The sequence below is a fragment of the Roseburia faecis genome, assembly GCF_001406815.1.
GTDB classification, from domain to species: Bacteria; Bacillota; Clostridia; order Lachnospirales; family Lachnospiraceae; genus Roseburia; species Roseburia faecis.
This window is the reverse complement of sequence record NZ_CVRR01000007.1, coordinates 68,456-95,127: the sequence shown is the minus strand read 5'-3', so window position 1 is coordinate 95,127 and position 26,672 is coordinate 68,456. Positions and strand designations below refer to the sequence as shown.

29 protein-coding genes are annotated in these 26,672 nt (G+C 44.1%); 3 read left to right on the top strand and 26 right to left on the bottom strand.

Annotated elements, in window-relative coordinates:
• The 14 genes from M72_RS04080 to M72_RS04015 form a co-directional block, all read right to left on the bottom strand.
• The coding region (locus M72_RS04080; protein WP_261291788.1) for a relaxase/mobilization nuclease domain-containing protein at positions 1-410 on the bottom strand (410 nt) is incomplete at its 3' end.
• A gap of 100 nt (positions 411-510) precedes the next feature.
• Complete coding sequence (locus tag M72_RS04075; protein ID WP_055067286.1) at positions 511-1,140, bottom strand: RloB family protein; 630 nt, start codon at positions 1,138-1,140, stop codon at positions 511-513.
• Positions 1,140-2,306, bottom strand: coding sequence for an AAA family ATPase (locus M72_RS04070; protein ID WP_055067285.1), 1,167 nt, complete (start codon positions 2,304-2,306; stop codon positions 1,140-1,142). The genes M72_RS04075 and M72_RS04070 overlap by 1 nt, the downstream gene beginning before the upstream one ends.
• 768 nt (positions 2,307-3,074) lie before the next feature.
• Complete coding sequence (gene rpsI / locus M72_RS04065) at positions 3,075-3,467, bottom strand: 30S ribosomal protein S9 (RefSeq protein WP_022044823.1); 393 nt, start codon at positions 3,465-3,467, stop codon at positions 3,075-3,077.
• A 19-nt stretch (positions 3,468-3,486) separates the two neighbouring features.
• A complete protein-coding gene (rplM, locus tag M72_RS04060) occupies positions 3,487-3,915 on the bottom strand; it encodes a 50S ribosomal protein L13 (RefSeq protein ID WP_022044824.1) in 429 nt (142 codons plus the stop codon).
• Between the two features lie 322 nt (positions 3,916-4,237).
• Positions 4,238-4,972 carry a tRNA pseudouridine(38-40) synthase TruA gene (gene truA / locus M72_RS04055; protein ID WP_055067284.1) on the bottom strand — a complete coding sequence of 245 codons (735 nt, stop codon included), beginning with the start codon at positions 4,970-4,972 and terminating at the stop codon, positions 4,238-4,240.
• 74 nt (positions 4,973-5,046) lie between these two features.
• Complete coding sequence (locus tag M72_RS04050; RefSeq protein WP_022044826.1) at positions 5,047-5,862, bottom strand: energy-coupling factor transporter transmembrane component T family protein; 816 nt, start codon at positions 5,860-5,862, stop codon at positions 5,047-5,049.
• A 25-nt stretch (positions 5,863-5,887) separates the two neighbouring features.
• Positions 5,888-6,751, bottom strand: a complete 864-nt coding sequence (locus M72_RS04045) for an energy-coupling factor transporter ATPase (protein WP_055067283.1) — start codon at positions 6,749-6,751, stop codon at positions 5,888-5,890.
• Between the two features lie 33 nt (positions 6,752-6,784).
• Positions 6,785-7,642: an energy-coupling factor transporter ATPase gene (locus tag M72_RS04040; protein WP_022044828.1), complete on the bottom strand. Its 858-nt coding sequence runs from the start codon at positions 7,640-7,642 to the stop codon at positions 6,785-6,787.
• Position 7,643: 1 nt separating this feature from the next.
• A complete protein-coding gene (locus M72_RS04035; RefSeq protein ID WP_022044829.1) occupies positions 7,644-8,147 on the bottom strand; it encodes a tRNA (cytidine(34)-2'-O)-methyltransferase in 504 nt (167 codons plus the stop codon).
• Positions 8,148-8,149: 2 nt separating this feature from the next.
• Positions 8,150-9,322 (bottom strand): aminotransferase class I/II-fold pyridoxal phosphate-dependent enzyme, encoded by a 1,173-nt coding sequence (locus M72_RS04030; RefSeq protein ID WP_055067282.1) that lies wholly within the window; start codon positions 9,320-9,322, stop codon positions 8,150-8,152.
• Positions 9,322-9,801: an Lrp/AsnC family transcriptional regulator gene (locus M72_RS04025; RefSeq protein ID WP_022044831.1), complete on the bottom strand. Its 480-nt coding sequence runs from the start codon at positions 9,799-9,801 to the stop codon at positions 9,322-9,324. Before M72_RS04025 ends, M72_RS04030 begins: the two co-directional genes overlap by 1 nt.
• 14 nt (positions 9,802-9,815) lie before the next feature.
• Complete coding sequence (locus tag M72_RS04020; RefSeq protein ID WP_055067281.1) at positions 9,816-10,793, bottom strand: AIR synthase-related protein; 978 nt, start codon at positions 10,791-10,793, stop codon at positions 9,816-9,818.
• Between the two features lie 11 nt (positions 10,794-10,804).
• The gene (locus tag M72_RS04015) at positions 10,805-12,481 is read right to left on the bottom strand and encodes a VanW family protein (RefSeq protein WP_022044833.1); all 1,677 of its coding nucleotides are present in this window, start codon (positions 12,479-12,481) and stop codon (positions 10,805-10,807) included.
• 249 nt (positions 12,482-12,730) lie between these two features.
• Here M72_RS04015 and M72_RS04010 point away from each other — a divergent pair, with 249 nt between their 5' ends.
• Positions 12,731-13,318 carry a hypothetical protein gene (locus tag M72_RS04010; protein ID WP_055067280.1) on the top strand — a complete coding sequence of 196 codons (588 nt, stop codon included), beginning with the start codon at positions 12,731-12,733 and terminating at the stop codon, positions 13,316-13,318.
• On the opposite strand, the gene M72_RS04005 is transcribed toward M72_RS04010, so the two are convergent.
• The 7 genes from M72_RS04005 to M72_RS03975 form a co-directional block, all read right to left on the bottom strand.
• On the bottom strand, positions 13,299-14,021 hold the full coding sequence (locus tag M72_RS04005; protein WP_261291787.1) for a 3'-5' exonuclease: 723 nt from the start codon (positions 14,019-14,021) through the stop codon (positions 13,299-13,301). The genes M72_RS04010 and M72_RS04005 overlap by 20 nt on opposite strands.
• A 70-nt stretch (positions 14,022-14,091) precedes the next feature.
• Positions 14,092-14,667, bottom strand: coding sequence for a manganese efflux pump MntP (locus tag M72_RS04000; RefSeq protein ID WP_055067279.1), 576 nt, complete (start codon positions 14,665-14,667; stop codon positions 14,092-14,094).
• Between the two features lie 23 nt (positions 14,668-14,690).
• On the bottom strand, positions 14,691-16,850 hold the full coding sequence (locus M72_RS03995) for a hypothetical protein (protein WP_055067278.1): 2,160 nt from the start codon (positions 16,848-16,850) through the stop codon (positions 14,691-14,693).
• 12 nt (positions 16,851-16,862) lie between these two features.
• The gene (locus M72_RS03990; RefSeq protein ID WP_055067277.1) at positions 16,863-18,941 is read right to left on the bottom strand and encodes an efflux RND transporter permease subunit; all 2,079 of its coding nucleotides are present in this window, start codon (positions 18,939-18,941) and stop codon (positions 16,863-16,865) included.
• A 159-nt stretch (positions 18,942-19,100) separates the two neighbouring features.
• Positions 19,101-19,667 (bottom strand): TetR/AcrR family transcriptional regulator C-terminal domain-containing protein, encoded by a 567-nt coding sequence (locus M72_RS03985; RefSeq protein ID WP_055067276.1) that lies wholly within the window; start codon positions 19,665-19,667, stop codon positions 19,101-19,103.
• A gap of 14 nt (positions 19,668-19,681) precedes the next feature.
• A complete protein-coding gene (locus tag M72_RS03980; RefSeq protein WP_172679132.1) occupies positions 19,682-19,912 on the bottom strand; it encodes a hypothetical protein in 231 nt (76 codons plus the stop codon).
• Positions 19,893-20,501, bottom strand: coding sequence for an HdeD family acid-resistance protein (locus tag M72_RS03975; RefSeq protein WP_055067275.1), 609 nt, complete (start codon positions 20,499-20,501; stop codon positions 19,893-19,895). Before M72_RS03975 ends, M72_RS03980 begins: the two co-directional genes overlap by 20 nt.
• 107 nt (positions 20,502-20,608) lie before the next feature.
• Between M72_RS03975 and ybaK the strand changes: the two genes are divergently transcribed.
• Complete coding sequence (gene ybaK / locus M72_RS03970) at positions 20,609-21,091, top strand: Cys-tRNA(Pro) deacylase (protein ID WP_022044843.1); 483 nt, start codon at positions 20,609-20,611, stop codon at positions 21,089-21,091.
• Positions 21,092-21,135: 44 nt separating this feature from the next.
• Here the strand turns inward: ybaK and M72_RS03965 are convergent, their stop codons facing one another.
• From M72_RS03965 to M72_RS16730, 5 genes are all read right to left on the bottom strand, one after another.
• On the bottom strand, positions 21,136-22,101 hold the full coding sequence (locus tag M72_RS03965; RefSeq protein WP_022044844.1) for an SseB family protein: 966 nt from the start codon (positions 22,099-22,101) through the stop codon (positions 21,136-21,138).
• Between the two features lie 104 nt (positions 22,102-22,205).
• Complete coding sequence (locus tag M72_RS03960; RefSeq protein ID WP_055067274.1) at positions 22,206-22,823, bottom strand: GTP pyrophosphokinase; 618 nt, start codon at positions 22,821-22,823, stop codon at positions 22,206-22,208.
• Positions 22,824-22,937: 114 nt separating this feature from the next.
• Positions 22,938-23,447 (bottom strand): NUDIX domain-containing protein, encoded by a 510-nt coding sequence (locus M72_RS03955; RefSeq protein ID WP_055067273.1) that lies wholly within the window; start codon positions 23,445-23,447, stop codon positions 22,938-22,940.
• A 404-nt stretch (positions 23,448-23,851) separates the two neighbouring features.
• Positions 23,852-24,766 carry an NAD(P)/FAD-dependent oxidoreductase gene (locus tag M72_RS03950; RefSeq protein ID WP_055067272.1) on the bottom strand — a complete coding sequence of 305 codons (915 nt, stop codon included), beginning with the start codon at positions 24,764-24,766 and terminating at the stop codon, positions 23,852-23,854.
• 64 nt (positions 24,767-24,830) lie between these two features.
• Positions 24,831-25,106 (bottom strand): hypothetical protein, encoded by a 276-nt coding sequence (locus M72_RS16730; protein WP_138344995.1) that lies wholly within the window; start codon positions 25,104-25,106, stop codon positions 24,831-24,833.
• Positions 25,107-25,249: 143 nt separating this feature from the next.
• On the opposite strand from M72_RS16730, the gene mgtE reads away from it, so the two are divergent.
• Positions 25,250-26,608: a magnesium transporter gene (gene mgtE, locus M72_RS03945; protein WP_055067271.1), complete on the top strand. Its 1,359-nt coding sequence runs from the start codon at positions 25,250-25,252 to the stop codon at positions 26,606-26,608.
• Positions 26,609-26,672 lie beyond the last annotated feature (64 nt).

Sequence of the window (26,672 nt, the reverse complement as noted above, 5' to 3'; positions counted from 1 at the left end):
TCTAACGGAATCAGCGTTGTCCAGGTAAATCCATATGCTGTAAAGCAGAGTAAAGAAATAGAAGACAATAGCCAGCTCAAGGCATGATTGCCTTTAGTAAAACGCTTTGCAAATTCCACACCCAGCCGGTTCGCTTCTTCCGGGGAGATCTCTCCGGGACGGAAGGACTGGCGCACATGATAGGCAATCACATCATCTGTACCACGCACTCGTCCGGTAGCGGCAATGTATTGCCTCTTTGCCAGAAGAAACTCTGCATCCGCAGTCCGGCTGTCACACGCATAGCCGGTAATGAGCCTGCCGTTATCTGTTTTCTTTGGATTGGCCACATAGTCGATGATGTCACTGATCGCCCGACTCTCTGTGCGGCCTTTGCCGACATGAAGCGGCATGATTCTTGTAGTTGCCATAATGCTTCCTCCTCTCCAAACACAAAAGCTGCCACCCAACGAATCTTTATCGTCGAAGTGACAGCTTTCTGTCATTATACACACCTTTGTAATGGTGCTTTTATGTTCTTTTACTATTCAAAAATTCAACCAGCTCATAGACTGTCGTTACCGGATTACTGTCTCGGCAGATCACAGCAACCTGATCTCTGGTTAATCTCTCCACTCGTTCTTTTGCGTACTGAATAGCTTCTGGCTGGTGTTCCTGCAATTCTTCAAAAACATCCACACTTTTTCCGTAATTTTCCAAATATCCTTTGTTTTTCAAGATGTCAATTATCGTAGAGGAATCTTTCAAATATCCATTCCGTTTTTCAAAATGGAGCAGATACCAATATTCAAATGCCGGATTGGAATATGCGATTTTGTACCCATGCTTCTCCGAATAGAAAATTGCAGCTTGAAGCTCAGAGTCTTTATTATCATCACGGTCAAATACACACCAAAGCTGATCTCCGTCTTTCGGATAATAATCTGCTTGAGAGATCAGAGATTTTGCGTGTTTCACCAAATGTTCCGCCGCTTTATGTTTTGATGGAATTGGGATAATATCCACCAGGCAGTTTCGTGAACGAAAATGTTTGAAATAAAGTGTCTCTGTTTCTTTTCCTTCGCAGATGATATAAACAATCGGTTTACGCTTCCGCCGCTTAACTTTGTTCGGATCATACTCTTTTCGCATCTTGCTCATCAGGCGTCACCTCCGATAAAAGGGATTGCACCAAATCGTCCCTGAAGATAACCCTTACGCACATTTTCTCCTTTTCTTGGAGAGAAAGATGCCAACGAGTAAAGCTCTGTTGCACAAGTCTCATCGTTTTTTTCAGCAAACCAAATCTGATCTCTACGGAAGAAATTCAAGTCAAGCAGCATTGCATCGTGTGTTGTAAAAATCAGCTGCGCTCCCTTTGTATTGACAGCCTTATCCTGCACCATTTCAATCAACCTTCTGGTTAAAAGAGGATGCAGACTATCTTCAATTTCATCAACAACTAAAAGTGCGCCGTTTTCAAGTGCCTGCAACCATCCTCCGATGCGGGCAAAAAAGTGTTGTGTACCGACAGATTCCTGCTCCATGAAAAGCTGAAAGTATTCTGTTGTACCGTCCTCGTTAATAATTCGATGTGTTGTCGTAATAACCGGTATTTTACCAGAGGTATTCTTGATTGTAACATCGGTGATTCCAAGATCGGCAAGCATCAATTCTTTTAAGATTCGAGCTTTCTTATCATCACCGCTGACAATCTGGGCAACAGTTTCTGAGGTAGCTGGCTCTTCATCCATCAGGAATGTCAACTTTTCCAGGAACCACTGATAAGCATTTTCCGTCTGAGGCAGATTCCAGTCATTAGAGGACACCAGATAGAGCTTATTGTCCGGTGTTCGGTTACTCAGAGTAACCTGCTCATTTACATTTTCCCGGAACTCATACACTCCATTTTCTCTTGAAAAAATTAAGGCTTCACGGCCATTCGGCCAATGGTAAAGATACTCTTTGTAAATCTTCTTTGCATCAAAAGAAAAACCGTATGTGTAACGAACTCCCTGAAAAATAAATACCATTTCAAAAGAAGTCGGAACCTTTGTTCCTCCAAACGGCTCCCACGGCAACTTTTGTCCCTTAGAAACTTTTGCAGCATTTCCCACAACCATTTCTTTCATCGTCATCATTGCATGTAATACGTTACTTTTTCCGGCTGCATTTGCACCGTAAATTGCAAGTACTGGCAGCAATCTCTTCTTTTCATCTGGATGAAGCAGATACTCTTCAAATGACTTATCCTTAGAGGCCGCAAAACTGATCACGGCACTGTTTTTTATTGACCTGTGATTTTCCACTGTAAACTGAATCAGCATAATTGAATACCTCCATTCTCAGTATTCGTATTTTCAGTCACTATTATAACAGTTAAAAATGCCTTGGTCAATATTTATAGATTATTTTTGCAGTTTTTCTGCAAAATTTATAAATAAATTCTTTCTCAGCCATTTTTCACAAAATACTTATCATACTAGGCTGAATTGGAATCCGAGCTTCCAGTTTGCAAGTTTAAGTTCTGATTTAGCTAATCGCTTGCATAAGTAAATTCTTGCAAATCAAAATATCATGATTTTTATGGAAGTTAGTTTTGCAAAGTTCTTCAAAACTGGAATTTACTATTAGAAACAAGTTGTTTTATGCTTCATATGCTGATATTCTTTTTTTGTGATCTTAATCCTCTGAAAAAAGAGTCACGTTAAGCGGAGGTCGAATTTTATTTCTTTTTTCGCAAGATTAAATTCCACCCCTCATTCGGTTCAGTATTTCTTCCGAATGGCGCTACGTTTCTTATTTTTTCAGTAATAGAGGTGTAAGGTTAATCTCGTTAGCGGGAATGGATTTTATTCCTAACCATACAACCAGTCAAATATTTCTGTAACTGACTTGGCGGTATTGTTATCACGGATAAAAGCAAGCATTGTCCTATATTTAACCACTAAAAATTGGGTGAAAACGGCTCTCGTTTGGTCAAATGATGTCAAACTATATCAGCCCGTTTAGGTATAAGAAAACCCCGGAAAACCTTGATTTTCCGGGGTTTTTGAACCATTTTGATATAGTCTGAGCAGTCGATTATCTCTTTGTTAACGCTTGCTGAACTGCGGAGCGCGACGAGCTGCTTTGAGACCGTATTTCTTACGCTCTTTCATACGTGGATCTCTTGTTAAGAATCCAGCAGCCTTAAGAGTAGGTCTGTACTCGTTATCTACCTGAAGGAGTGCACGGGAGATACCATGACGGATGGCACCGGCCTGTCCTGAGTATCCGCCGCCCTTTACGTTTACTAAAACGTCAAACTTGTCAACTGTCTCAGTTGCTACTAATGGCTGACGAACGATTACCTTTAAAGTCTCAAGACCTAAGTACTCGTCAATATCTCTTTTATTGATTGTGATCTTTCCTGTTCCAGGTACTAAATAAACTCTGGCAACAGATGATTTTCTTCTTCCTGTTCCGTAATACTTTGTATTAGCCAATGTTGTTTACCTCCTCTGATTAGAATGTTAAAGCTTCTGGCTTCTGAGCTGCATGCTTGTGATCTGGTCCTGCGTATACAAATAACTTTGTGTACATCTGACGTCCTAAAGGTCCCTTTGGAAGCATTCCCTTAACAGCGAACTCGATGACACGCTCCGGATGCTTGTTGAGCATTTCCTTAAGAGTTGTCTCCTTGATTCCTCCAACGTATCCTGAATGACGGTAGTATACCTTCTGATCTAACTTCTTACCAGTTACTTTGATCTTCTCAGCGTTCACAACGATTACATAATCACCGGTATCAATGTGTGGTGTGAAGATTGGTTTATTCTTTCCTCTTAATACTTTAGCAACTTCTGATGCTAAACGTCCTAATGTCTTGCCTTCAGCGTCTACTACATACCACTTTCTGTCGATGGTAGCAGGACTAGCCATAAATGTTTTCATGGGTTTTCCTCCTTGATAGATATTCAAATCAATAAAATGCGAACAGTTTCAAGCCTCGTATGTCCGGACGCTGCTCTTTCCTGCTCTGCTTTTCTATATAGTTTAAATGCTCGCCGGGGCTTTTGGCTCACATTTACATACTATCACAGACTTATATATTATATTACCCGGGTCTTTTGTTGTCAAGCAGATTTCTCGTGTAAATCCCCATTTTTCCACCTTTATCCACAGGTTCTGTAAAAAATGCCATCTATATCCACAATCAAAATCTATTTTTTGACATATTCAACAAATCAACACAAAAATGATCCTATTCCGTGGTTTATTCGTACTCCAGCCCGATCATTGTCAGTCCGTGTGCAGGAGCCGTCGGTCCTGCCACACTCCGGTCACAGGCATCTAAAATCGTCTGCATCTCCTGTGGGGCAAACTCTCCCGCTCCCACCTTTATCAGTGTTCCTGCAATGATCCGCACCATATTATACAAGAACCCATTTCCCGTCACCCGGATCGTGATAATATCCGCTTCTTTCGTGACCGTACATGCATAGATCGTCCGTACGCTGGTTTTCGACTGTGCATTGACCGCACAGAAACTTTTAAAATCATGCTCGCCAACCAGATAATCCGCGGCCTCCTGCATTTTCTCCACATCCAGCGGATAATGATAAAAATATGTATCCAGCCGCCTGGTCGGCATGCGGAACCGCCGGTTTAGTATCCGGTACTCATAGGTCTTTCGGCTTCTGGAAAAACGTGGATGAAAGGTATCCGGCACTTCGCAGGAATCCTGCACCACGATATCTTCCGGCAGCCTCTGGTTTAATGCGTAGCTGATCTTCTCCGCCGGCATACGGGTATCCGTATCAAAAATACAGACGTTTCCCAGAGAATGTACCCCCGCGTCCGTGCGGCTTGCGCCGGTCACGCGGATGTCTTCCCCAAGAAGCGCCTGCAATGCTTCATTTAATTTCTGTTCAATGGTCACACCGTTGGGCTGAATCTGCCAGCCGCTATAGTTGGTTCCGTCATATGCGACGACCATTTTTACTCTCATATTTCTTAATCCTGTTCTGTCAAATTTCCTGTTTTCAGATGATTTATATGCTGCTGCCGGCGGTCACCGTCCTGCTACTGTGGCCAGCGCAACAGCACTCGTGCAACAATCACAAGCACAAGAAATGCAATCAATATCACATAGGCTTTGCGGTCTGTTCCCTGATAGCGCAGCGGTTTCATCTTTGTTCGTCCCTCTCCGCCACTGTAGCAGCGGGCTTCCATGGCCATGGCAAGATCGTCCGCGCGACGGAACGCCGATACAAATAACGGAATCAGAAGCGGCACCATGCTTTTGGCTTTCTGGATCAGATTGCCGTCCTCAAAATCGGCACCACGCGCCATCTGTGCCTTCATGATCTTGTCCGTTTCCTCGATGAGAATCGGAATAAACCGCAGGGCAATGGACATCATCATCGCAATCGCATGCACCGGTATGTGAATCCGGTTCAGCGGAGACAATGCTTTTTCAAGTCCATCGGTCAGCTGGTTTGGCGTCGTGGTCAGTGTCATGAGAGACGTTCCAATGATCAGATAGATCAGCCGGATCGTCATAAGCACCGCATTCATAATACCTGTACTGGTCAGATGAAACGGTCCCCAGTGCCAGTACTCCGTACCGGTCGGTGTAAAGACCAGATTAAACACTGCCGTAATCAAAAGCAGCACCACAATGGCTTTTAACCCTTTTACGATATACGAAAACGGTACTTTTGAAATTTTGATCATAAAAATAAGCATACCGGTTATGATCGCAAATCCCAAAATGCCCTGGAACGTAAACAGCGCAATAATATATATCATTGTCGCAAATAATTTTACACGCGGGTCCAGTTTGTGTACGACAGAATCTGCCGGATAATACTGGCCCAGAGTAATATCTCTTAACATAAATTTCTCCTGTGCTCTGCAAACACTAAATGACGTTTTTCTCCCGAAGTGCCGACAGAATTGTCTGTGCTGCTTCTCTTGCCGTGGTTGCCTGTGTGTCCACAGGAAGTCCCCGTTCCGCAAGTTCGTGTACCAGATACGTCACCTGCGGTGCAGCAAGTCCTACCGCCTCAAGCTCCTTATAATGCGCAAACACCTGCTTCGGCAAAGCATCAAACATCACGGCACCGTGATTCATCACAATGATGCGGTCCACATATTCCGCCACATCTTCCATACTGTGTGATACCAGAAGAATCGTGATGCCAAGTTCCCTGTGCATCTTAGAAACCAGTCCAAGGATTTCATCGCGCCCTGCCGGATCAAGTCCCGCCGTCGGCTCGTCCAGAATCAGCACATCCGGTTTCATTGCCAGTACTCCGGCAATTGCCACACGGCGCTTCTGTCCACCGGACAAATCAAACGGCGGCTGATAAAATAACTCTTCCGGAAACCCGACGTTGCGCAGTGCCTCAAATGCCCGCAGTTCTATATCCTTGCGATCCAGTCCCTGATTCTTCGGTCCAAAACAGACATCCTCAAAACAGGTGGTCTCAAACAGCTGATGATCCGGATACTGGAAAACCAGCCCCACTTTGCTCCGCAGGGCTTTCATATCATACCCTTCATCATAGATGTCCTGCCCATCCACATAGATGCTTCCCGATGATGCCCGCAGCAGTCCGTTCAGCAGCTGAGTCAGAGTCGATTTTCCCGATCCCGTATGACCGATAATTCCGATAAATTCGCCCTGATGAATCTGCAGATTGACATCCTTTAATGCCTGAATCTCATAAGCAGTACCGTCGCTGTATGTGTAATTGATCTTGTCTAAAATGATTTCTGCCATCTTTTTATCTCCTGCCTGTGCGCATATCTTTGTCTAGGCATTTGCCACGGACATAATCGCATCCACCAGTTCTTTCCTCGTAAGGATTCCCTGTGGAATCGGTACGCCCGCGCTGCGCAGTTCATCTGCCACAAGCGTTGCCTGCGGTACATCCAGACGATGTTCTTTCAGCTCGTCCACACGCGAAAAAATATCGCGCGGTGTACCGTCCATCACGATCTTTCCTTTCTCCATGACGTACACATAATCTGCGTCAACCACTTCTTCCATATAATGTGTAATAAGAATGATGGTAACGCCCTTTTTCTTATTCAGATCATGTGCGGTAGCAATAACCTCTTTGCGTCCGTTCGGATCAAGCATCGCTGTCGGCTCATCAAAGACAATGCATTTCGGTTCCATTGCCACAACACCGGCAATTGCAACACGCTGTTTCTGTCCACCGGAAAGTTTATTTGGAGAATGTTTGCGGTATTTTACCATATCCACAGCTTCTAAACTCTGATTGACACGCGTCCAGATTTCTTCTGTCGGCACCCCGATATTTTCGGGACCAAATCCCACATCTTCTTCTACCACACTGGCAATGATCTGATTGTCCGGATTCTGAAATACCATCCCGGCAGTTTTCCGGATCGGAATGGTATTGTCCTCATCGAGTACATCCATTCCATCCACCCAGATCACGCCTTCTGTCGGTGTCAGCAACGCATTGATATGTTTGGCAAGTGTCGACTTGCCCGATCCGTTGTGTCCGAGAATGGCAATGAACTGTCCCGCTTTTACATCCAGATTTACATGATCGAGTGCCGTCGTAATAGACTCAACATTGCCTTCCTCATCTCTGCGGAAAAATTCGTGTACAACATTTTTTGCTTTGATAATTCCCATTTTAATCGTCCCAGCTCAGTCTGTGAAGCTGTCCTTCCAGCTTCATATGGTCAAAATCGTTCTGGCGCAGTGCCTCATAAAGCACAATGGCAACAGAATTCGATAAGTTCAAAGAACGGGTTTCCCCGATCATCGGAATACGCACACAGGTATCCGGATTCGCCTTTAAGATTTCTTCCGGAATTCCTGCACTCTCTTTTCCGAACATAATGAAACAGTCCGGTTCATAATGGACATCCGAATACACATGACGTCCTTTTGTTGTCGCATAATAAATTTTTGCACCCGGATTTCTTTTACAGAAATCCTCCCAGTTTTCATATACGGTGACATCAAGATCTTTCCAGTAGTCCATGCCGGCACGCTTTAAATGTTTCTCCGATAAAGAAAAACCAAGCGGCTCAATCAGATGCAGCTTTGTACCGGTTGCGACACAGGTCCTGCCGATATTTCCCGTATTTGCTGGAATTTCCGGCTCATGTAATACAATATTTAACTCTGCCATTTTTAATTCTTAATCTCCCGAATCTCCGTTACAAACTCAGCCACGCGATCCAGTGCAATCCGCAGATCATCCAGGGAATATGCATAGGATATACGAAGGAATCCCTCTCCGCAGGCACCGAACGCCGTACCCGGAACAACCGCAACTTTCTTCGTCTGCAGAAGTTTTGTTGCAAACTCATCACTGGTCATACCCAGATCCTTAATACAAGGGAACGCATAAAATGCTCCAAATGGTTCAAAACAGGAAAGTCCCATCTCTTTGAACCGCTCCAGTACATAACGACGTCTGCCGTTGTACTCTTCCCGCATCATGGCAACATCTTCATCCCCGTTGCGCAGTGCCTCTACCGCCGCATACTGGCTGGTGGTCGGCGCACACATGATCGCAAACTGATGGATCTTTAACATCTGTTTGATGATTACTTCCGGTCCACATGCATAACCGAGTCTCCATCCGGTCATTGCATGCGATTTGGAAAATCCGTTGATCACGATTGTTCGCTCCCTCATTCCCGGAATGGAGGCAATGGATACATGATTGTCCAGATAGGTCAGTTCCGCATAGATCTCGTCACTCAGGACAAACAGATCATGTTTCTTTACCACTTCTGCAACTGCTTCCAGATCCTTCTTTTCCATAACCGCCCCGGTCGGGTTATTTGGGAAAGGCATAACAAGAAGCTTTGTCTTCGGCGTGATTGCAGCCTCAAGTTCTTCTGCCGTCAGGCGGAATTCGTTCTCTGCCTTCAGTTCGATCGGAACCGGTGTTCCATTTGCCAGTACACAACAAGGCACATAGGATACATAACTTGGCTGCGGAATAAGTACCTCATCTTGCGGATCTAACATGGCACGCATGGCAATATCAATTGCCTCACTGCCTCCGACTGTCACAAGCATCTCCTTGTTATAGTCATAGGAAAGCCCGAATCTCCGGTCAAGATATCTGGAAATCTCAATTTTTAATTCCTTTAAACCTGCATTTGAAGTATAAAAAGTTCTTCCTTTTTCAAGGGAATAAATTCCCTCATCACGAATATGCCACGGTGTATCAAAATCCGGCTCTCCGACGCCGAGAGAGATTGCATCATCCATCTCACTGACAATGTCAAAAAATTTCCGGATACCCGATGGCTCAATGGTTGTAATTGTTTTTGATAATGGATTTCTCATTATGCCATCATAATCCTTTCATCTTTTGCTTTCGGAGCCATAACAGTTCCGTGGTCTTTATATTTCTTCAAAATAAAGTTTGTCTTTGTGCTGAGTACCTGATCCAAGGCAGAAAGCTTATCGGATACAAACTGGGAAATCTCACGAAGTGTCTTCCCCTCCAATGTAACCATCAGGTCAAATCCGCCGGAGATAAGATACACGGAATTTACTTCCGGATAATTGTAAATGCGCTCTGCAACCTTATCAAATCCCATGCCGCGCTGCGGTGTCACACGCACTTCAATCAGTGCAGTTACTTTTTCCACACCGGCTTTGTCCCAGTTAATCAGCGTATGATATCCGCAGATAATTCCCTCCTGCTCCATAGCTTCCAGCTCATTCATGACTGCTGTCTCATCTACACCGAGAATTACGGCCAGCTCCTGTGTATCGATGCGGCTGTTTTTTTCTATAAAAGTTAAAATCTTCTCTCTCATATTTTATTGTTCTCCTAATTACATTTTACCATATTCCATAATTCGTCTGTCTGTGTTGTTTCTAAGAATCTGCGTTCCTCCCCATTGATAAGTACACGGTCATTGCTGTCGATTGTCCTTCCGATAATAACAGCTTCCCCGCCAGCCTGACGGATCGCATGCACCAGTGCATTGCCATCTGCCGCTGCCAGAAGAAGACTGCCTCCCGACAGAAGCTTGTAAGGATTTAAATCAAAAAATTCACAGATTTCTATGGTTTCCTGACGAATTGGTATTTTCTTCAGATCAATTTCCAGTCCGACGCCGGAACACTGCCCCAATTCCCAGAGAGCTCCGAAAACGCCTCCCTCTGAGAGGTCGTGCATTGCAGCAACGCCAGACTTTGCGGCGACTGCGGCCTCCGAACGGATCGAGAGATAATCGATATATTTTGCCGCTTTGTCAAGAAACGGCTGTGCGTATCTGGCCGATAACTCTTCCCGGTGTTCCGTTGCAAGAATCGCTGTTCCTTCCAGCCCGACCCATTTGGTCACAATCACATCCATATCCGGCTGCGCCCCTGCTGCTGTGACAAATAATTCCCTGTCAGCTTCTCCCACTGCCTGAACAATCAGTTGCGGAGAGGTCACTGTCCGAAGAACTTCCGTGTGTCCTCCGAGAACCGGAATCTGCTCTTTCTCACTTACACGGGATACTGCCGAAATCCATGCACGCAGATCATTTTCGCTTGCAGATGTCGGGAGCAGAAGCGTCATCGTAATTCCCAATGGTTTTGCCCCACTGCATGCAAGATTATTCAATGCCGCATAAACGCCGGCTTCCGGAAACGTGTCAAATGCACGGCAGGCTTCCGCAGTAACGATCTGCTTTTCATCAGAAGCATCCACTGTACCGAAATCTATTCCTACTCCCGGTGTCCGGGCTGCGGAATTATGAAGTTGTCGGAGAACCGAGCGTTTTAATACGGACTCGGATAATTTTCCTGCTTTCATACTGTTATTTTCTATTCACTTTCTTTGGACGATTGTGTTTTTTTCGTGGATGTATTTGTTGAAGATGTTGTTTCTTTCTTGGTATCCTGTTTTTTGGAATCTTCCTTCTTTGTATCTTCCTTTTTATTATTTTCATCCTTTTTGGAGGAATCCTCTTTCTTGTTCGTATCGCTCTTGTCTGCGTCCTCCTTTTTATCGGTATCGTCCTTCTTTTCTTCTTCTTTCTGCTCTTCTTCTTTCTTTTGCGCGTTTGTCTTTAAACCGGCTGCCGCACTTCTTACTTTTGCTTCATCCCCGATTGTAATTGCTGCCTTTAAAGCAGAAAGCGTCTCGCTTGTCGCATCTTTGGTTCCAATGGTAATAAGCTTTGGAGTTGCCTGATAATTACTCTTGTTGAACAGATCCCTGCTCTGCTGTTTTCCGTCCACCTTCACAATCTTCCACAACTGCGCAATGCATCCGGACTGTCCGGACTGGGTAACAGAAACCGAACCGGCGGTAAGGGAAGCATCCATTGTAAACTGCACCTTTGGATCTGTCTTTGAAACGGTTTCACTTTCAAACGAAATCTCCCGGTTGGATGGTCTCGTTTCTTTTCCATATACATTAAAATAAATGATACCGCCACTGCAATATCCTTCGATATATACCGGCGCATCCAGATTATTTTTAAACTTCAGATCTTTATAATTTCCGGCAATTGCCGCATCCATGGACGGTTCCACATAATGAACCAGCATGGAATGATTAAAACGCATCGTAATTTCCAGTTCTGCCCGGATAACTGCATTATATAAAGTCGTTGCAACCTGACAGATTCCACCGCCAAACGATTCCACTACCGTTCCGTTCTGATAGGCACCGGCCAGTTCATATCCGTTCTCCTGTGTAAACGGGCTGACCGTTTTTGCCAGATCAAACTCCTCTCCCGGATAAAGGATTGTACCATCTACTTTGCTCACTCCGGTTATGACATTTTTTGCACGTCCTGCACTCGAACTTGCAAAGTTTGTCGTATAAGAACCGATCAGATCCGTAATTTCTGCGAGTTCTTTCTCATCCCCGCGCGGTTCTACCGTCTTTGTTACCAGATCAATCTCATTATTGGAGCCGTCCCAGCCCTGTGCAAGAAAATCATTGATTGCATACACGGAATTTACGACATCCACCTCGACGCCTTCTTTTCCCTTTACAAATTCAAATTTTCCATTGACACGCTTTAATCCATTATCAACAGCCCCGACGGCAAGATCATCTGCGCTCTCATATATCTTTTCGGCCGTCGCCTGTTTGTTTACACTCAGATGCATATCGAGAACCAGTTTTTTCTTTTTGAGATCCTGCAGGGTTTTATACCGGTTGATCAGACTTCCGGCGTGTCCCACCGCCAAAGCTTCCTGCACGGCAGTATCCGCATCCGCGGTCACTCCCATATCTTCCGCAGTCATCTGAATGGAACCGGTTTCTCCTTTCAGCGTAAAAGTTGTATCCATCAGCCCATCCACGTATTCTTCTACCGCAGATATCGCCTGATTTTCTGTCATTCCTCCGACGTTTACATTTCCGATGGAAATTCCATTTTCAATGGTAGTCTCCTCTGCTGCCATCGCTGCCTGTGTATGAGAACCGAGTCCCACCACACAAAAAAGCACTGCTGCAGCCATTCCTAACTTTGTTATCTTCTTCATATTCTTCCTTTAAAATAATTTTAGCGTTATCTTGTATTTTAACATAAACAATCACTTTTTCAAGTGCCGCTACCCATAAATCAGCGCTGAAACCAGTGTTGTAACAACCATTGCAGCGATAACAACCAACGATATGAGTGCAATCAGCTGTCTTTTTCGTTTTGAACCATTAAAATTATACATACTATTCACCTCTTTCGCAAAATCAGTTATAATGAATACACAACAATATCAGAAAGGATTTCCATTATGTTTGTATTTCTTGCTATTTTTATCGTTTTTCTGCTGTATATTAACTTTTTGATGCATAAAAATAAACGCGCCCAGGAAAATCTCGAAAAACAGTTCTGGGACCGGGAGCACAGTGCGAATTTCACACGCAAAAAAGATATCAGCAATCTTAATTATCTTATCATAACAGAAGATAAAATACCACAAAACCTTACGACCGATGCCCAAAAATCACTGGAAACACTATGCGGTCAGAAAATGCTGAATCTTTCTTCCATGAGTAACACCGACCTGAAACTTGAATATGGTGTTGCAAACCTGGATGAACTCAGCGCATGTGATGACCGTTTTTCCACATTTGAACGAAATGCTGCCATCTATGCCCAGGAACTGAGTGATGCCGGATATACCGATCAGGCACGCCAGCTGCTGGAATTTGCAGTTTCCTGTCATGTCGATAACAGCAGCATCTACACACAGCTGGCAGCCATCTATCAGACCGGGGGCAATCTCTCCGGAATCTTGCAGCTGCAGGAAGCAGCTGCGCAGCTTGCGCCGTTTCCGCAAAAAATCATTCTGGAAAAACTTAAAAGTTTCCAGCCCTGATCTTATCCTGCAGCCGGGAGGCTTCACTGCGTGTAAGAGTCTCCCAGCTGATACTGTCTTTCCTTCCATATTGTTCCATCAGTTCCCTGAGCCGTTCTTTCTGATGCTCCGTTGCCGGCGTCTGTCTCTTTGCCTTATACACCAGAGGTTTCGGGACAAACAGTTCCATGGAAGCACCTTCTATGGATTTTAAATTTTCAAATACCTTATATGTTTCTACTGCATCATCCAGTGCCCGGTGTGCATGTTCCCGTTCAATCTGAAAATATTCACACAGGCTTTCCAGTTTTTTCGACTGTGCCCCCGGAAGGAGTGCCCGCGCAATCCGCAGGGTATCACAGGCCGACAATTCCAGTGGAATTTTCTGATTGACGGCCCACTGCTTCAGAAAACTGTAATCAAAAATCAGATTATGTCCCACAAGAATATCATCCCCGATAAATTGCAGAAGTTCCTGCATTGCCACATTCTCTTCTTTCCCCAAAGCCGCCATTTCATCTGTAATCCCGGTCAGCTGTACTACCGTTTCCGGAATTGACATTCCCGGACGCACGAGCGTTCCATATGTATCTGCAATCTCTCCGTTCCGTACACGAACCGCCCCGATTTCTATTACTTTGTCCCTTTTCGGAGCCAGTCCCGTCATCTCCAGATCAAGAACCGTATAATCCATTTTATGCACCTGCCTTACGCTTTCATACATGTTTATTATACACATATAAGAAAAGAAAACCAGCCAGAATATGGCCGGTTTTCTTTCACAATAACGCTCTTTATAAAATTCTTCCAATCAATACATCCAGTCCTGCCACCCACAGCAACAGTGCGCCAACGATATATACTTTGGTTTTTGCTTCATATCCGACACGGTATCCGGTATAGATGCCGCCGATCACAAATGCAACGGTACATACAACAATCATGATCAGAATCATAAGCACATTCGTTTCCAGAAATCCAAATGCAATTCCCGTAAGCAGCGTGTAAATTCCACTGATACATGCCATGCGGACAAATCTCCGGATTCCAAGATGATGTTCCAGATGTTCTTCCACATGTTCGTTGCGGATTGCTTTTACCATCAGCCGGATGCCAAGAATCATAAAAATCACCATGGATATAATCTGTCCCAGCAGCTTTTCGTCCGGCACCGACCGGTAACGGCAGAACAGGGAGGACAAAAAATGCCCCAGATATAACGTAATCAGCTGTGCCAGCGCAACGATTCCACAGATCACTGTCAGATTTTTTTTATTTATTTTTGCAACCAGTGATCCCTGGCATTCCATTGCTGCGAAAATATCCAGAGATACCCCTGCTACTATCAGCAGGTTTTCCATCCAGTTCATCCTTTTTCCTCCGACCATCAAAATTATTTGTTATTTTCACTGTCTCCCTTGATCGCATCCTGTTTATAAATAAATTTTACGCTTCCGTTTACACCGTCTGCAACCTTTGTAAATGTCTGGTAATCCTCACCCGCATCAAGCATTGCCTGCAGTTTGTCGGTCAGCGGTTTGATATCTCCGTTATAGCTGTTCGCAATCTTGGAAATACCCTTCTCGTCGAATTCTACCATGCCATCTGCCAGCGTATGGGATCCGTCATCCAGTTTATCTACACCGGACACAATCTTTACCGTGGCATCATTAAGTGCCTTGATTCCCTTCGTCAGTGTTGGAACTGCGTCTGCCAGAGACTGTGTTCCCTTACTGAGTGCTGCGGAACCGGTAACCAGACTGTAACCGTTTTCCTGTACTGCTTCAATCTGCTGTGCAATTGTAGCCTTTGCACTCTCTGCTCCTGTAACAGCGGCTGCACTTGCTGCCTGTACGGCCACATTCTGACATGCTCCTGCCAGCTGTGTAGCCAGTGTCTTTAAGCTGCTCTCCACACCGTCTGTCACCTGCTCATTGTTTCTTCCTGCTGCAAGCTGTGCCTTGATTGTGCTCTGTGTCTTGTGAAAGAGTGTGTCCTTTGCCCCACTCTTTGCATACAGCAGTTCCGCAAGCTGTGCACTTGTCATACCATCCGATACGGCATACATAACCGTTGACGTCTGATCGTTTGCCTGTGCGCCCTTTGCCCACGCTGCTTTAATGCCGGCAGCCGCCTGATCTGCAGTAAGTTTGCTGTCTGCCGCCTGTCCTGCAGCTTTCAGCAATACCTGTCTTACCACTTCATTATACACGGTTTCTGCTGCATTTGCACTATAAGCGCCATCATAAAGAGAAGTAAATAATGCGCCATCCGTTGTGCTGCCATCTTTTCCTGTGCTGTAACGGAGTGCGGCATAGATCTGCTTTGCGACTTCCTGCGTTTTTCCGTTTGCAAACTCTTTTGCCACCGTCTCGGAAGCGGTCTTTGACGCTGCCTGTTTCTCTGTATCACTCATCTTTGTATTTAACGCTTTATCAAGTGTCTGGATTCCCTTGCTGATGGATTCTGCGCTGGTGTTTAATGTCTCCACACCTTTGCCCAGATCTCCGCTCTTTGAATTCAGCTCATTCATGCCGCTTGCATAATCCGCAAGATTTTTCTGTAACGTGTCCAGTCCATCGGATAATTCTTTTGATCCGTCTTTTAACTTGCTGCTTGCATCCAGCATGTCATCAATCATATCATCCAGAGAAGAAGAATCCCCGCTCTTCATGGAAATCATGCTTCCGGCATTTGCCACGATCGTCATTGCCGTATCCAGCTTGAAATCTTTTACATCGGCAGTCACTTCGAAATCTTCCGGAAGTTCCAGATCATCGATGAAATCAGAATCTTTCACATTCAGACTTTCTTTGATTCCCGGCAATGCATAGCCGATAACCACATTGCTGTCCCCGTTCTGGGAAACTTTTCCGTTCTTTACTTCCACATTGCTGAAACTGTCATCCAATACCAGTGCCGTTACTGCTGCAAACGGAACCTTTACCGTCTGCTTGTTTCCGTTTACGGTTTCTTCATAAGAAGAATTATTTGTGTAATCATAATGTATGGTAACTTTTCCGGATTTTCCAGCCAGATCCTTCGGTGCAATCTCATTTCCATCCAGATAATAAGTAACTTTCAGAGAAACCGGAGCTTCACTGTCTGTTTTTCCCTGATAGTAAATATCGGCTCCATCTGCCTGCCAGGTCAGCTTCTCTCCGTTCTGTGAGAACTCCTCGCTTCCCTTCACATTTTTGATATCTGTCAGATTGGACTGATCCTCCAGTGTAGCGGACTGGTTTTTATTGATCAGGTGATCGGTGACAATGGTATCATACACACTTCCCGTTGCATCGGAAATAAGGTAAACATTTTCATCTTTTCCGATTTCTTTATCACTGACAGATACCTGAAGCAGATCCTCAATATCATCCTTCTTATCGGAAGAATCCTCTTTCTGCTCTGTCTGAACTGCAGCATCTTTCTTCTGATCTGCCTGCACGGCAACTGCTGTCATGCTGCTTCCAAGAAGTGCAATGGTCAGCACACCTGCCACAATACGGACTACATATTTATTTTTCAGTCTGGTTTTTAACTCTGATAATTTCATAATTCCATCCTCCTATTTGATTTTGTTGCGAAATCCTGCACTTGATGCACAGATCACACGGTCAAATACCATGAACATGCTTGGCAGAATAAAGATTACGACAATCATACTGATGATCGCACCACGTGCCATCAGCATACATAATGAACCAATCATATCGATGTTGGAATATAATCCTACACCAAACGTTGCTGCAAAGAAACTGAGCGCACTGACAATGATCGACTGAATGGACTTGCTCAATGCATCGGTAATTGCTTCTTTCTTATCCATACCGCGGAAACGGTTCTTCTTATACTTGTTCGTCATAAGAATTGCATAATCGACCGTAGCTCCCAGCTGTATGGTTCCGATTACAATGGATGCAATAAACGGCAACACCGTTCCTGTATATGCCGGAATACCCATATTGATGAAAATTGCAAATTCAATAACACATACCAGAATGATTGGAAGTGAAATGGACTTAAATGTCAGTAAAATAATAATAAAAATAGCTGCAATCGAAATAATACTTACATTTTTGAAATCCACATCGGTAATCTCAATCAGATCCTTGGTACATGGCGCCTCACCGATCAGCATTGCGGTATTATCGTATTTTTTAATAATCGCATTGATCTCATCACACTGTTTATTTACTTCATCCGTTGCAGATGCATATTCTGAAACAATGACCATCATCTGGTAATCTCCACTCTTGAAGATATCCTTCACATCGTCCGGAATGACATCCTGCGGAACCATCGGTCCGGTCAGGGAATCCATCGAAACCGCAAGTTTTACACCGTCTACTTTTTTGATCTCATCGATCATATTCATACTGTCTTTTTCAGACAAACTGCTTTTTGCCAGAACCATGTGGGTTGCACCCATATGATACTGTTCGGACAGCTTATCATTTCCGACTTTACTGCTGAAAGTCTCCGGCAGCGTACCAGTCAGATCATAATATACATTGGTATGTGTATATCCGTAGATTGCCGGAATCAGCACAACCAGAAACGCAATGACAAATACCACATGATGTTTTGTGATAAACCCTGCAATTCTACTAAGATCCGGAAGAATTACTTTATGTCTGGTCTTTTCGATTGCCTTATCGCAGACAAGAATCAGGGACGGAAGAATCGTTACACATCCGATAACACCAAAGACAACACCCTTTGCCATAACGATACCAAGGTCTTTTCCAAGGGTAAAGCTCATAAAACACAGTGCGATAAATCCGGCAACTGTTGTAATGGAGCTGCTGACCACGGAAGTAATTGTATTGGAAATCGCATGTGCCATGGCACGGTTTTTATCTCCGTCAAACCGCTCCTTCTGCTCCTGATAACTGTGCCACAGGAAAATGGAATAATCCATTGTAACACCGAGCTGCAGTACCGCCGCCAGTGCCTTGGTAATATAAGAAATCTCCCCGAAAAATACGTTGGAACCCAGATTGTAAATAATTGCCATGCCGATACTGATCAAAAACAGGAACGGAACAACTACGGAATCCATCGTAAGTGATAATACGATCAGAGAAAGCACAACGGCAATCAGAACATAGATCACACTCTCATTCTCTGCCAGTTTTCGGATATCATTGTTCACCGATGCCATACCACTGACAAAACACTGCTTTCCAACCAGATCATTGATCGTCTGGATCGCATCCATGGTGCCGTCCGACGACATGGACTCATCAAACAGGACTGCCATCAGCTGGCTGTCTGCGTCTTTGTTATTGAAAAAGTTGTAGATATCATCCGGAAGTGCTTCTCTTGGAATACTAAAATCCATAACGGAACCATACCAGATAACATTTTTTACATGAGGTACATCCTCAATCTTATCTGCTATTTTCTGCAGATCCTTATCCTGCATTCCCTCAACAACTACAAAAGAGAACGCGCCTGTTCCAAATTCATCCAGAAGGATATCCTGCCCTTTCATCGTTTCAATCTGTCCCGGCAGATAGGACAAAATGTCATAATTAATTCTGGTTTTCATATAGCCGATCGCGGATGGAATCAGCAGTAAAAAAGCCAGGATCAAAATCAGAAACCGACATTTAACGACTCCTTTTCCAAATTTAATCATTTTTTTCACCATCCTCTATTTTTCTCTCAGCCTATCATAAAAAAAAAGACCGAATATGAAAATATTCAATCTTTTCGTCATGTACTGCATGATTATACATTTTGAGTGATTTGTATGAATTCGTATACAAATCATTCAAAATGTCATCGCATATTCTTTTTATAATTCTTTGATGATGTCGGTCAGAGACCGGGTCAGCATATACTGATATGCTTCGGCCATTTCGCGCGGCGAGATGATCATTCCCATACTGATCCATTCCTCTGTTGCAAAACACATGGACTGTGCATAATAGGAAGATATCACCTCCGGCGTCAGCCATTTGTGTTTTGAAACCCTTCCGCTGCTTTCGTTTTGAATCAGTTCAAGCAATACTTCCCGCACACATTTTTTTGCGATATCGTGAAATTTGACCGATCCCTCCATTTTTACCAGCTGTGAATAAAATGCCTTGTCCTTTTCAATGTTGGTAAACAGCAGAACCATTGCTTCTATAATCATATCATTCCGGATCAGAGGTTCTACCGGCTCTAACAGTTCTGTCCGGATGATCCATTCAATAAGCTCAAATTTATCCTGAAAATGATTGTAAAACGTTGGCCGGATGACCCCTGCTTTATCAGTTATCTCTTTAATTGTAATTTTTTCTACCGGCCGCCTGACAGCAATCTCTTTCAAACTTTTTGCAAGCAGCTGGTCAATATCGGTTTTGCCCTGTATTGCCATTTCGTCTGTTATCCTTATTCGTCAAATTCCATGGTCACAAAGTACCCTTTTTCTGTCTCCTTCACATCAATCACATCGCCTTCCCGGCTTTTTAAACGTTCCCCTACCGCATAATTTCCTGACATGGCTATTGCATGCTCAATGGTATAATAATAGGAAGTGGGAAGTTTTCCCTCTGTCACCTTCAGATGATCCCCTACTTTGGTCAGTCCCGGACGTTCCATTTTAAATTCCATCTGTCTCATCACGGTCACCTTCATTTTCCACAAACTCTGTATCAACAGTCTCTGTGCGCCGTCTGTAATCCCTCGCTGCACGCGTTGCTGTGACAGCAATCCACAGATTCAGCGCTCCGTTGATAATCAGCACGATTCCTACCAGCATAATAAACTGTTTCAATACTCCAAGCGGACAGAAAACACAGACCAGACCACAGACCAGACAGATAATGGCAAATACAAGATCCATGCCCCACTTTTCATATCCGTATTTTTTGGCATTCACAGCCTCCGTCACCGCACGAATTCCATGAAATACAAGTCCTACACCCAATATAACCGGAACCAGACTGACAATCAGCGACGGCTGGATGAGAAACCAGATTCCAACTGCAAGTACCAGAATTCCGACAATCGTTGATGCTCCAAATGTTGCAAGGCTCAAAATAAAGCTTCCCAGATAAATAATTCCAACGATGATCATTGCAATCGAAAGAAGTGTTCCGATCACATCAATAACTCCGCCTTTCCACACAACAAAAATAATTCCAAGCGCAATACACAAAACAGAAGAAAGCAGATAATCCGCCTTTGCCCGCTTCAAAAATTCTCTCATGAAATGACGCCCCCTTTTGAAATATCTTTTGCAACATTATAACATTTCCTTTTTTATTGTTCAACTTTTCCTCTAAAAATGATATACTGTGCGCGGAGGTGAATATCATGGGAAAAGAAGTAAAAACCAATGCCGTGCGTATTCTGGAACGAAATAAGGTTCCCTATGAACTGCTGACTTATGAATGTGACGAATTTATAGATGGAATTCATTCTGCCGAAGCCACTGGCACCCCGGTTGCCCAGACTTACAAGACACTTGTCATGCAGGGCAAAAGCAAAAAATACTACGTATTTGTCATTCCGATTGCCGAAGAGGTTGATCTGAAAGCTGCCGCGCGTGCAGTTTCCGAGAAATCCGTAGAAATGATCCATGTCAAAGATTTAACTGCAATCACTGGTTATGTCCGTGGAGGCTGCAGTCCTCTTGGCATGAAAAAAGCATTTCCAACCGTTATCGATGCCTCTGCCAGGCAATATTCTGAAATTTATGTAAGCGGCGGCCGTATCGGAACCAGCATCCGGCTTGACCCTCAGGATCTGGCACGGGTTGTCCGCGCTACTTTTGCGGATATTCTTGCCAGACCATAAAAAGAAAAGTGTGCCAGATTTATTTCCCTGACACACTTTTTCTTTTAATTTTCGCCCGGCTGCCGGATAATATCCAGCACACGCTGCAACTCGGCTCCCTCTGCCGGAGCCTCTCCATAGTCAACATGCTTCCAGTCTTTTTTGAATTCTCCAAGCAGATGTTTTCCCGGATCCTGGGTCCGTTCAATCGTAAAATATCTGCCCTCCTGCGTTTCGTCATTCCATGCAAAATATACACGGAAACAGGATGGAACTCCCATATCGCGTACCGGCAGATCCACACGGACAATCAGTAAACTGTCGGACAAATCCATAACCATAACGGAGAAATCTTCCGGCAGATACGGATACATACGTTTCTGCTGATAACATTCCTCAAAAAACTGATCCATATATTCTTCTTTCTTCTCACAGAGGTCATCCATCATCTGTTTGCCCTGCGCAAAAAAGCGCTTTGGCATAAAACCAAATTCAAACTGCTTACGTTCAAACAACAGATACTGTTCCTGTGTAAGCTGCATCTTCTTTGGCTGCGCTCCCTCTTTACGCTTCTTTTCCACTTCCTCGATTTTTTCCACCAGTGCACGTTTAAAAATCAGATTCTGTGTGAATGGATTGATCACTATTCCGGATACCTTTTCATCCTGCTGAAAAACCATGTTATTCGTTGCAAGGAACGGCATGTTTATAACTGCTTCACTCCTCGGAGATTCCGGAATCTCCTTTTTACTTGTATAAATTGGAAGAAACATTCCGTTTTTCGGACTGTTGATCAGACACGGAACCGGCTTCTTTTCATCATTTAAATTTGCCGGAACAAGCACACGTCTGGTTCGCATCAGCTCGATCAGGGCATTTAAATTCTCACCGGTTTTTTCTTTCAGATATAGATCTATCTGTGCTTCCACATCTTCATTTTTTACATCAAGTGTCATGCTTGGATCTGTTGGTTTCTCCTGCTTGAGATCCTGCTTCTTCATGACATCTTTTAACTTCTTTTTGTCGATCATCTGTGTATATCTCCTAACCCCATGCTGTCGGTATTGTACAGGTTAATCCCTGTGCTCATGATATAAAAGCATTTTAGCACATATTTTCAGGAGATTCCATACCTTTATACGGTTTTTGAATCATCAAGCGTTTTCTGGATCAGTTTATCAAGTCTTCTTCCGATCCTGGCATATTTTTCAATGCGGCGTTCCATTTCCGGCGGAACTCCTTTTTTGTAAGAAACCCGGTTATCCATTCCTGCCCACGCATCCATGATCATCGTCCGCAGCTGCAATTCCACACGAACCACAGTTGTCTTTCCTTTGTAAGACATCGGGATATCCAGAACGATATGGTAACTCTCATACCCATTTTTCTTTGGTTTTCGAATGTAATCTTTTGCCTTTACTACGGTATATGTGTCTGTTTTTCCGATCTGCCGCGCAATCCAGTAGATTTCCTTGACACTGTAGCAGATACAGCGGACCCCGGAAATATCGTTTAGTGCAGTAACTGCGGTATCAAAATCCACGTCATAATCCTTGCGTTGCAGCTTTTCTGCAATGCTCTCCGGTGTCTTCATCCGTGTTTCGATAAAACGTACAAATCCCTGTCCTGTTTTTTCTTCATATTCCCGGTTCAGTTCCCGCAGCCGGTTTACCACAATCTCTCTTGCCAGTGCATGTTTTCTTTGAAAATTATCATCTTCCCAGTGCTTCCGGAGTTTTTCTAATTCATCCATAACTTACCTTCCCTGCTTTCTGTTATATCTATCCTATTCTATTCTCCACTTTTCTACAGGATAACAGGGGTGTGTAAATACAGACTTCTTCCCTATGTAAATTGTTTGTAAAAACTATGTGGTGAGAATCTTTTTTTCCACAAGCATTTTAACAAATTCCCGATCCCGGAAACTCCATGGCTGCGTCTCACAAAATGGTTCGTTCCCATCGATAATCTCCTGTGCGGTTGCCCACTCCAGATGAAATCCTTTCGCGATCTCGCTTTCGGTCATGTGCGTCTGTGTCATTTCTTCTTTTGCATCACAGAAAAAAAAGCAGGAGTGGCAGACATAGATCTTGTTTTTTTCAAACAGATCGCGCCGCCGCTCCACAATTTCTCCAATCGGACGGATGGATTCCGGAATCACAATAAGCCCGGACTCCTCCCCCACTTCACGAATCAGTGCATCTTCCAGCTTCTCGCCCGGTTCCACACCTCCGCCGAGAATTTTATAATCTCCGGCACTGCCATGTTGTGTTGCAATTTTTCCATCACGAATAATCACGCCGCGTGTCGAGTATTTTTCGAACACAGGCATTCCCTCTTCATAATCTTTTTTATCTAATGTTAAAAGTATCTGCACGGCATTTCTCCTTTGCTGTTCCGACATACAATTTTGTATCATTATAGCACTATCATGGGGGTTTGTGCAGATGTTTTAAATATAAGTTTTCTCTATGCGACGAATTTGTGCGAGTGTTTTAAATATAAGTTTTCTCAATGTGACGGAAGAAGGGGTACATTTCTTTCGGAAGAACAAATTTACAACTGCGCCGTAGTTCCATCATGTAACGTTAATAGCATAAAAGTAAAACCTTTGCCAAACCAACCTGAAATCAACATCGGCGCTGACTTGTAAATTTTTCTGTAGAAAGAGAATGTCCCCCTTCTTCCGTCGCATAGAGAAACCTTATATTTAGAACAGACTCCTCGCAAATCCGTCCCTCTGAAAACAAAAGGCTCCCAGCCCCGCAGTTAACCAGCAATTTATAAAGTTTTGAGATACTCCACAATACTTGTCACACTGTTGGCACCATCCGCCACCGCGGTCACAATCTGACGCAGCTTCTTGGTGCGGACATCTCCTGCCACAAAAAGCCCCGGCTGCTCCGTCACACCGTCTTCTCCGGCACGCACATAGCCATGATCTAAATCCAGCACAGAAGCCACCGCATCGGTCTGCGGATTCATACCGACTGCGATAAAGATACCGCTGACCGGCAGTTCTTTTTCTTCTCCTGTTCCGGTGTTTGCAATTACCAGATGATCGACCATCTGCTCCCCACAGATTTCTTTCACCACGGTATCCGGCAGGAAGGTGATCTTCGGCTCATTTGCCACCTGTTCCTGCAGTACCTTCGTGCCACGCAGTTCCTGTCTGCGGTGAATCAGATACACTTTTTCACATCCGGCTGCCAGATACAGGGCATCTTCCAGTGCCACATCTCCACCGCCGACAACCGCCACTGTCTTGTTACGGAAAAAAGCTCCATCACAGGTTGCACAGTAAGACACCCCGGCTCCTGCCAGTGTTTCTTCTCCCGGCACCCCGAGTTTCCGGTGTCCGGCTCCGGTTGCCAGCAGTACTGTTTTTGTCTCATAAACAGTTCCGGAAGCACCGGTGATTTTCCACGTTCCGTCTGTATTTTTCTCTACGTTATCCACTTCATCGCTGATGAACGGAACCTCCAGCGCTTTTGCATGCTGCTCAAATTTCTGTGCCAGATCAAACCCATTGGTTTCCGGCAGTCCCAGATAATTATCAACTTCCTGCGTATAAATCATCTGTCCGCCACCCATCGGCTCTTTCTCTAAAACAACCACATCCAGACAGGCGCGCTTTGCGTAAACAGCTGCCGAAAGACCTGCCGGACCGCTTCCTATAATGACTAAATCGTGCATGTTATTCCTCCTGATTTTCAAAAAATCTATTTCATAAATAATGGCATTTTTATTCTTTCCTATTTTACCATACCCCTATACAATGCGCTATTTTCTTTTCTCCAATAATAACAAAATATGCTCCTTTTACAAAAATTTTACGTGATTCCGGGTTGAAAAATCCATTTACAAATGCTACCATAACCAAAGATTTAAATCCACAATCATAAAAATCTGAGTAATGGAGGTGAAATTCATGGACAGTAGCGATAGTTTTGGGCGAAGTAGACATTTGAATACCGATGCTTTTTTCACTGGCAAAATTATCGTTTTCACTGGAAAATGAATTTTGCCGATTCATGATGTTTAAAGCACCGGTAGGTGCTTTTTTTGTGCCTGAATATATAAAACTGTATACCTGAGCCCTTTTCTATTGTGCATATCCGCAGCATGATGTAGCTTTTGTTGCACATGATGACTGCACACAAGGAAAGGAGAATTCATATGAACAAGAAATATTTAGAGCTTACAAAGCTGATCCGAAGCAAACAGAATGACCATGAAATCTTAAAATGCTTATCTAATTATCACGAAAATGACATTGCCGATATGCTTACGGTTATGACTCCAAAAGAAAGGAAACGTATTTATACGCTTCTGGAGCCACAGAAGATTGCGGAAATCTTCGCATATCTGGATGAACCGCAAATCTACTTTTCCGAACTCTCCGTCAAAGATGCCGCCAAAGTAGTTTCCCTGATGGATTCCGATGATGCCGTTGACGTCCTCGAAACGCTCGATGATAAAAAAAAATATGAAATCGTGGAAAACCTGGACAAAGCTGCCATAAAAGATGTAAAAATGCTGCTTTCCTATGACGATGACGAAATCGGAAGCTGCATGACAACCAACTACATCTGTATTCCAAAGGGACTTTCCGTCCGTCAGGCAATGAGCGAACTGGTCCGTCAGGCCGGAACCAATGACAATATTTCAACCATTTATGTACTGGATGAATCCCTGAAATTTGCCGGTGCTATTGATCTGAAAGATCTTATTATTGCAAGAAAACATGATGTGCTTGACGATATTATCGTCCGCTCCTATCCATCGGTAACCGATCACGAAAAAATTGATGACTGCATGGAAAAAATCATGGATTATTCGGAAGATTCCATTCCTGTCCTGTCGCAGGACGGTCATATGCTCGGTGTTATTACATCCGAAGATATCGTAGAGATAGTTGACAATGAGATGGGGGAAGACTACGCAAAACTGGCCGGCCTCACCGCCGAAGAAGATCTCAAAGAAACCACGGCACAAAGCATGAAAAAACGTCTCCCATGGCTCATCATCCTGCTGTTCCTTGGGATGATCGTTTCCTCTGTTGTAGGTGTCTTTGAGCATGTTGTGGCTGTACTTCCGATTGTAATCTGTTTCCAGTCTCTTGTGCTTGACATGGCCGGGAACGTCGGTACCCAGTCTCTGGCAGTTACCATCCGTGTCCTGATGGATGAAACACTCACCGGAAAACAAAAACTTTTCTTACTGGTAAAAGAAATGAAAATCGGTCTTTTAAATGGTGGAATCCTTGGTATTATGGCACTTGCACTGCTTGGCATCTACATCCACCTGTTTAAGGGATACACCTGGATCGGAGCATTTGGCATCTCTGGCTGCGTCGGCATCTCGCTTCTCGTGGCAATGGTGATCTCAAGCCTCGTAGGTACTGTGATTCCCATGTTTTTCCATAAGATAAAAATTGATCCTGCGGTTGCATCCGGTCCACTCATTACAACCGTCAATGACCTTGTGGCTGTTGTGACTTATTACGGTCTGGCATTTTTGTTACTGATCATGTAAAAAGATAATCTTTGCACCATACTACCGAAAAATGCTGCCTGACAACAATATGTTACAGGCAGCA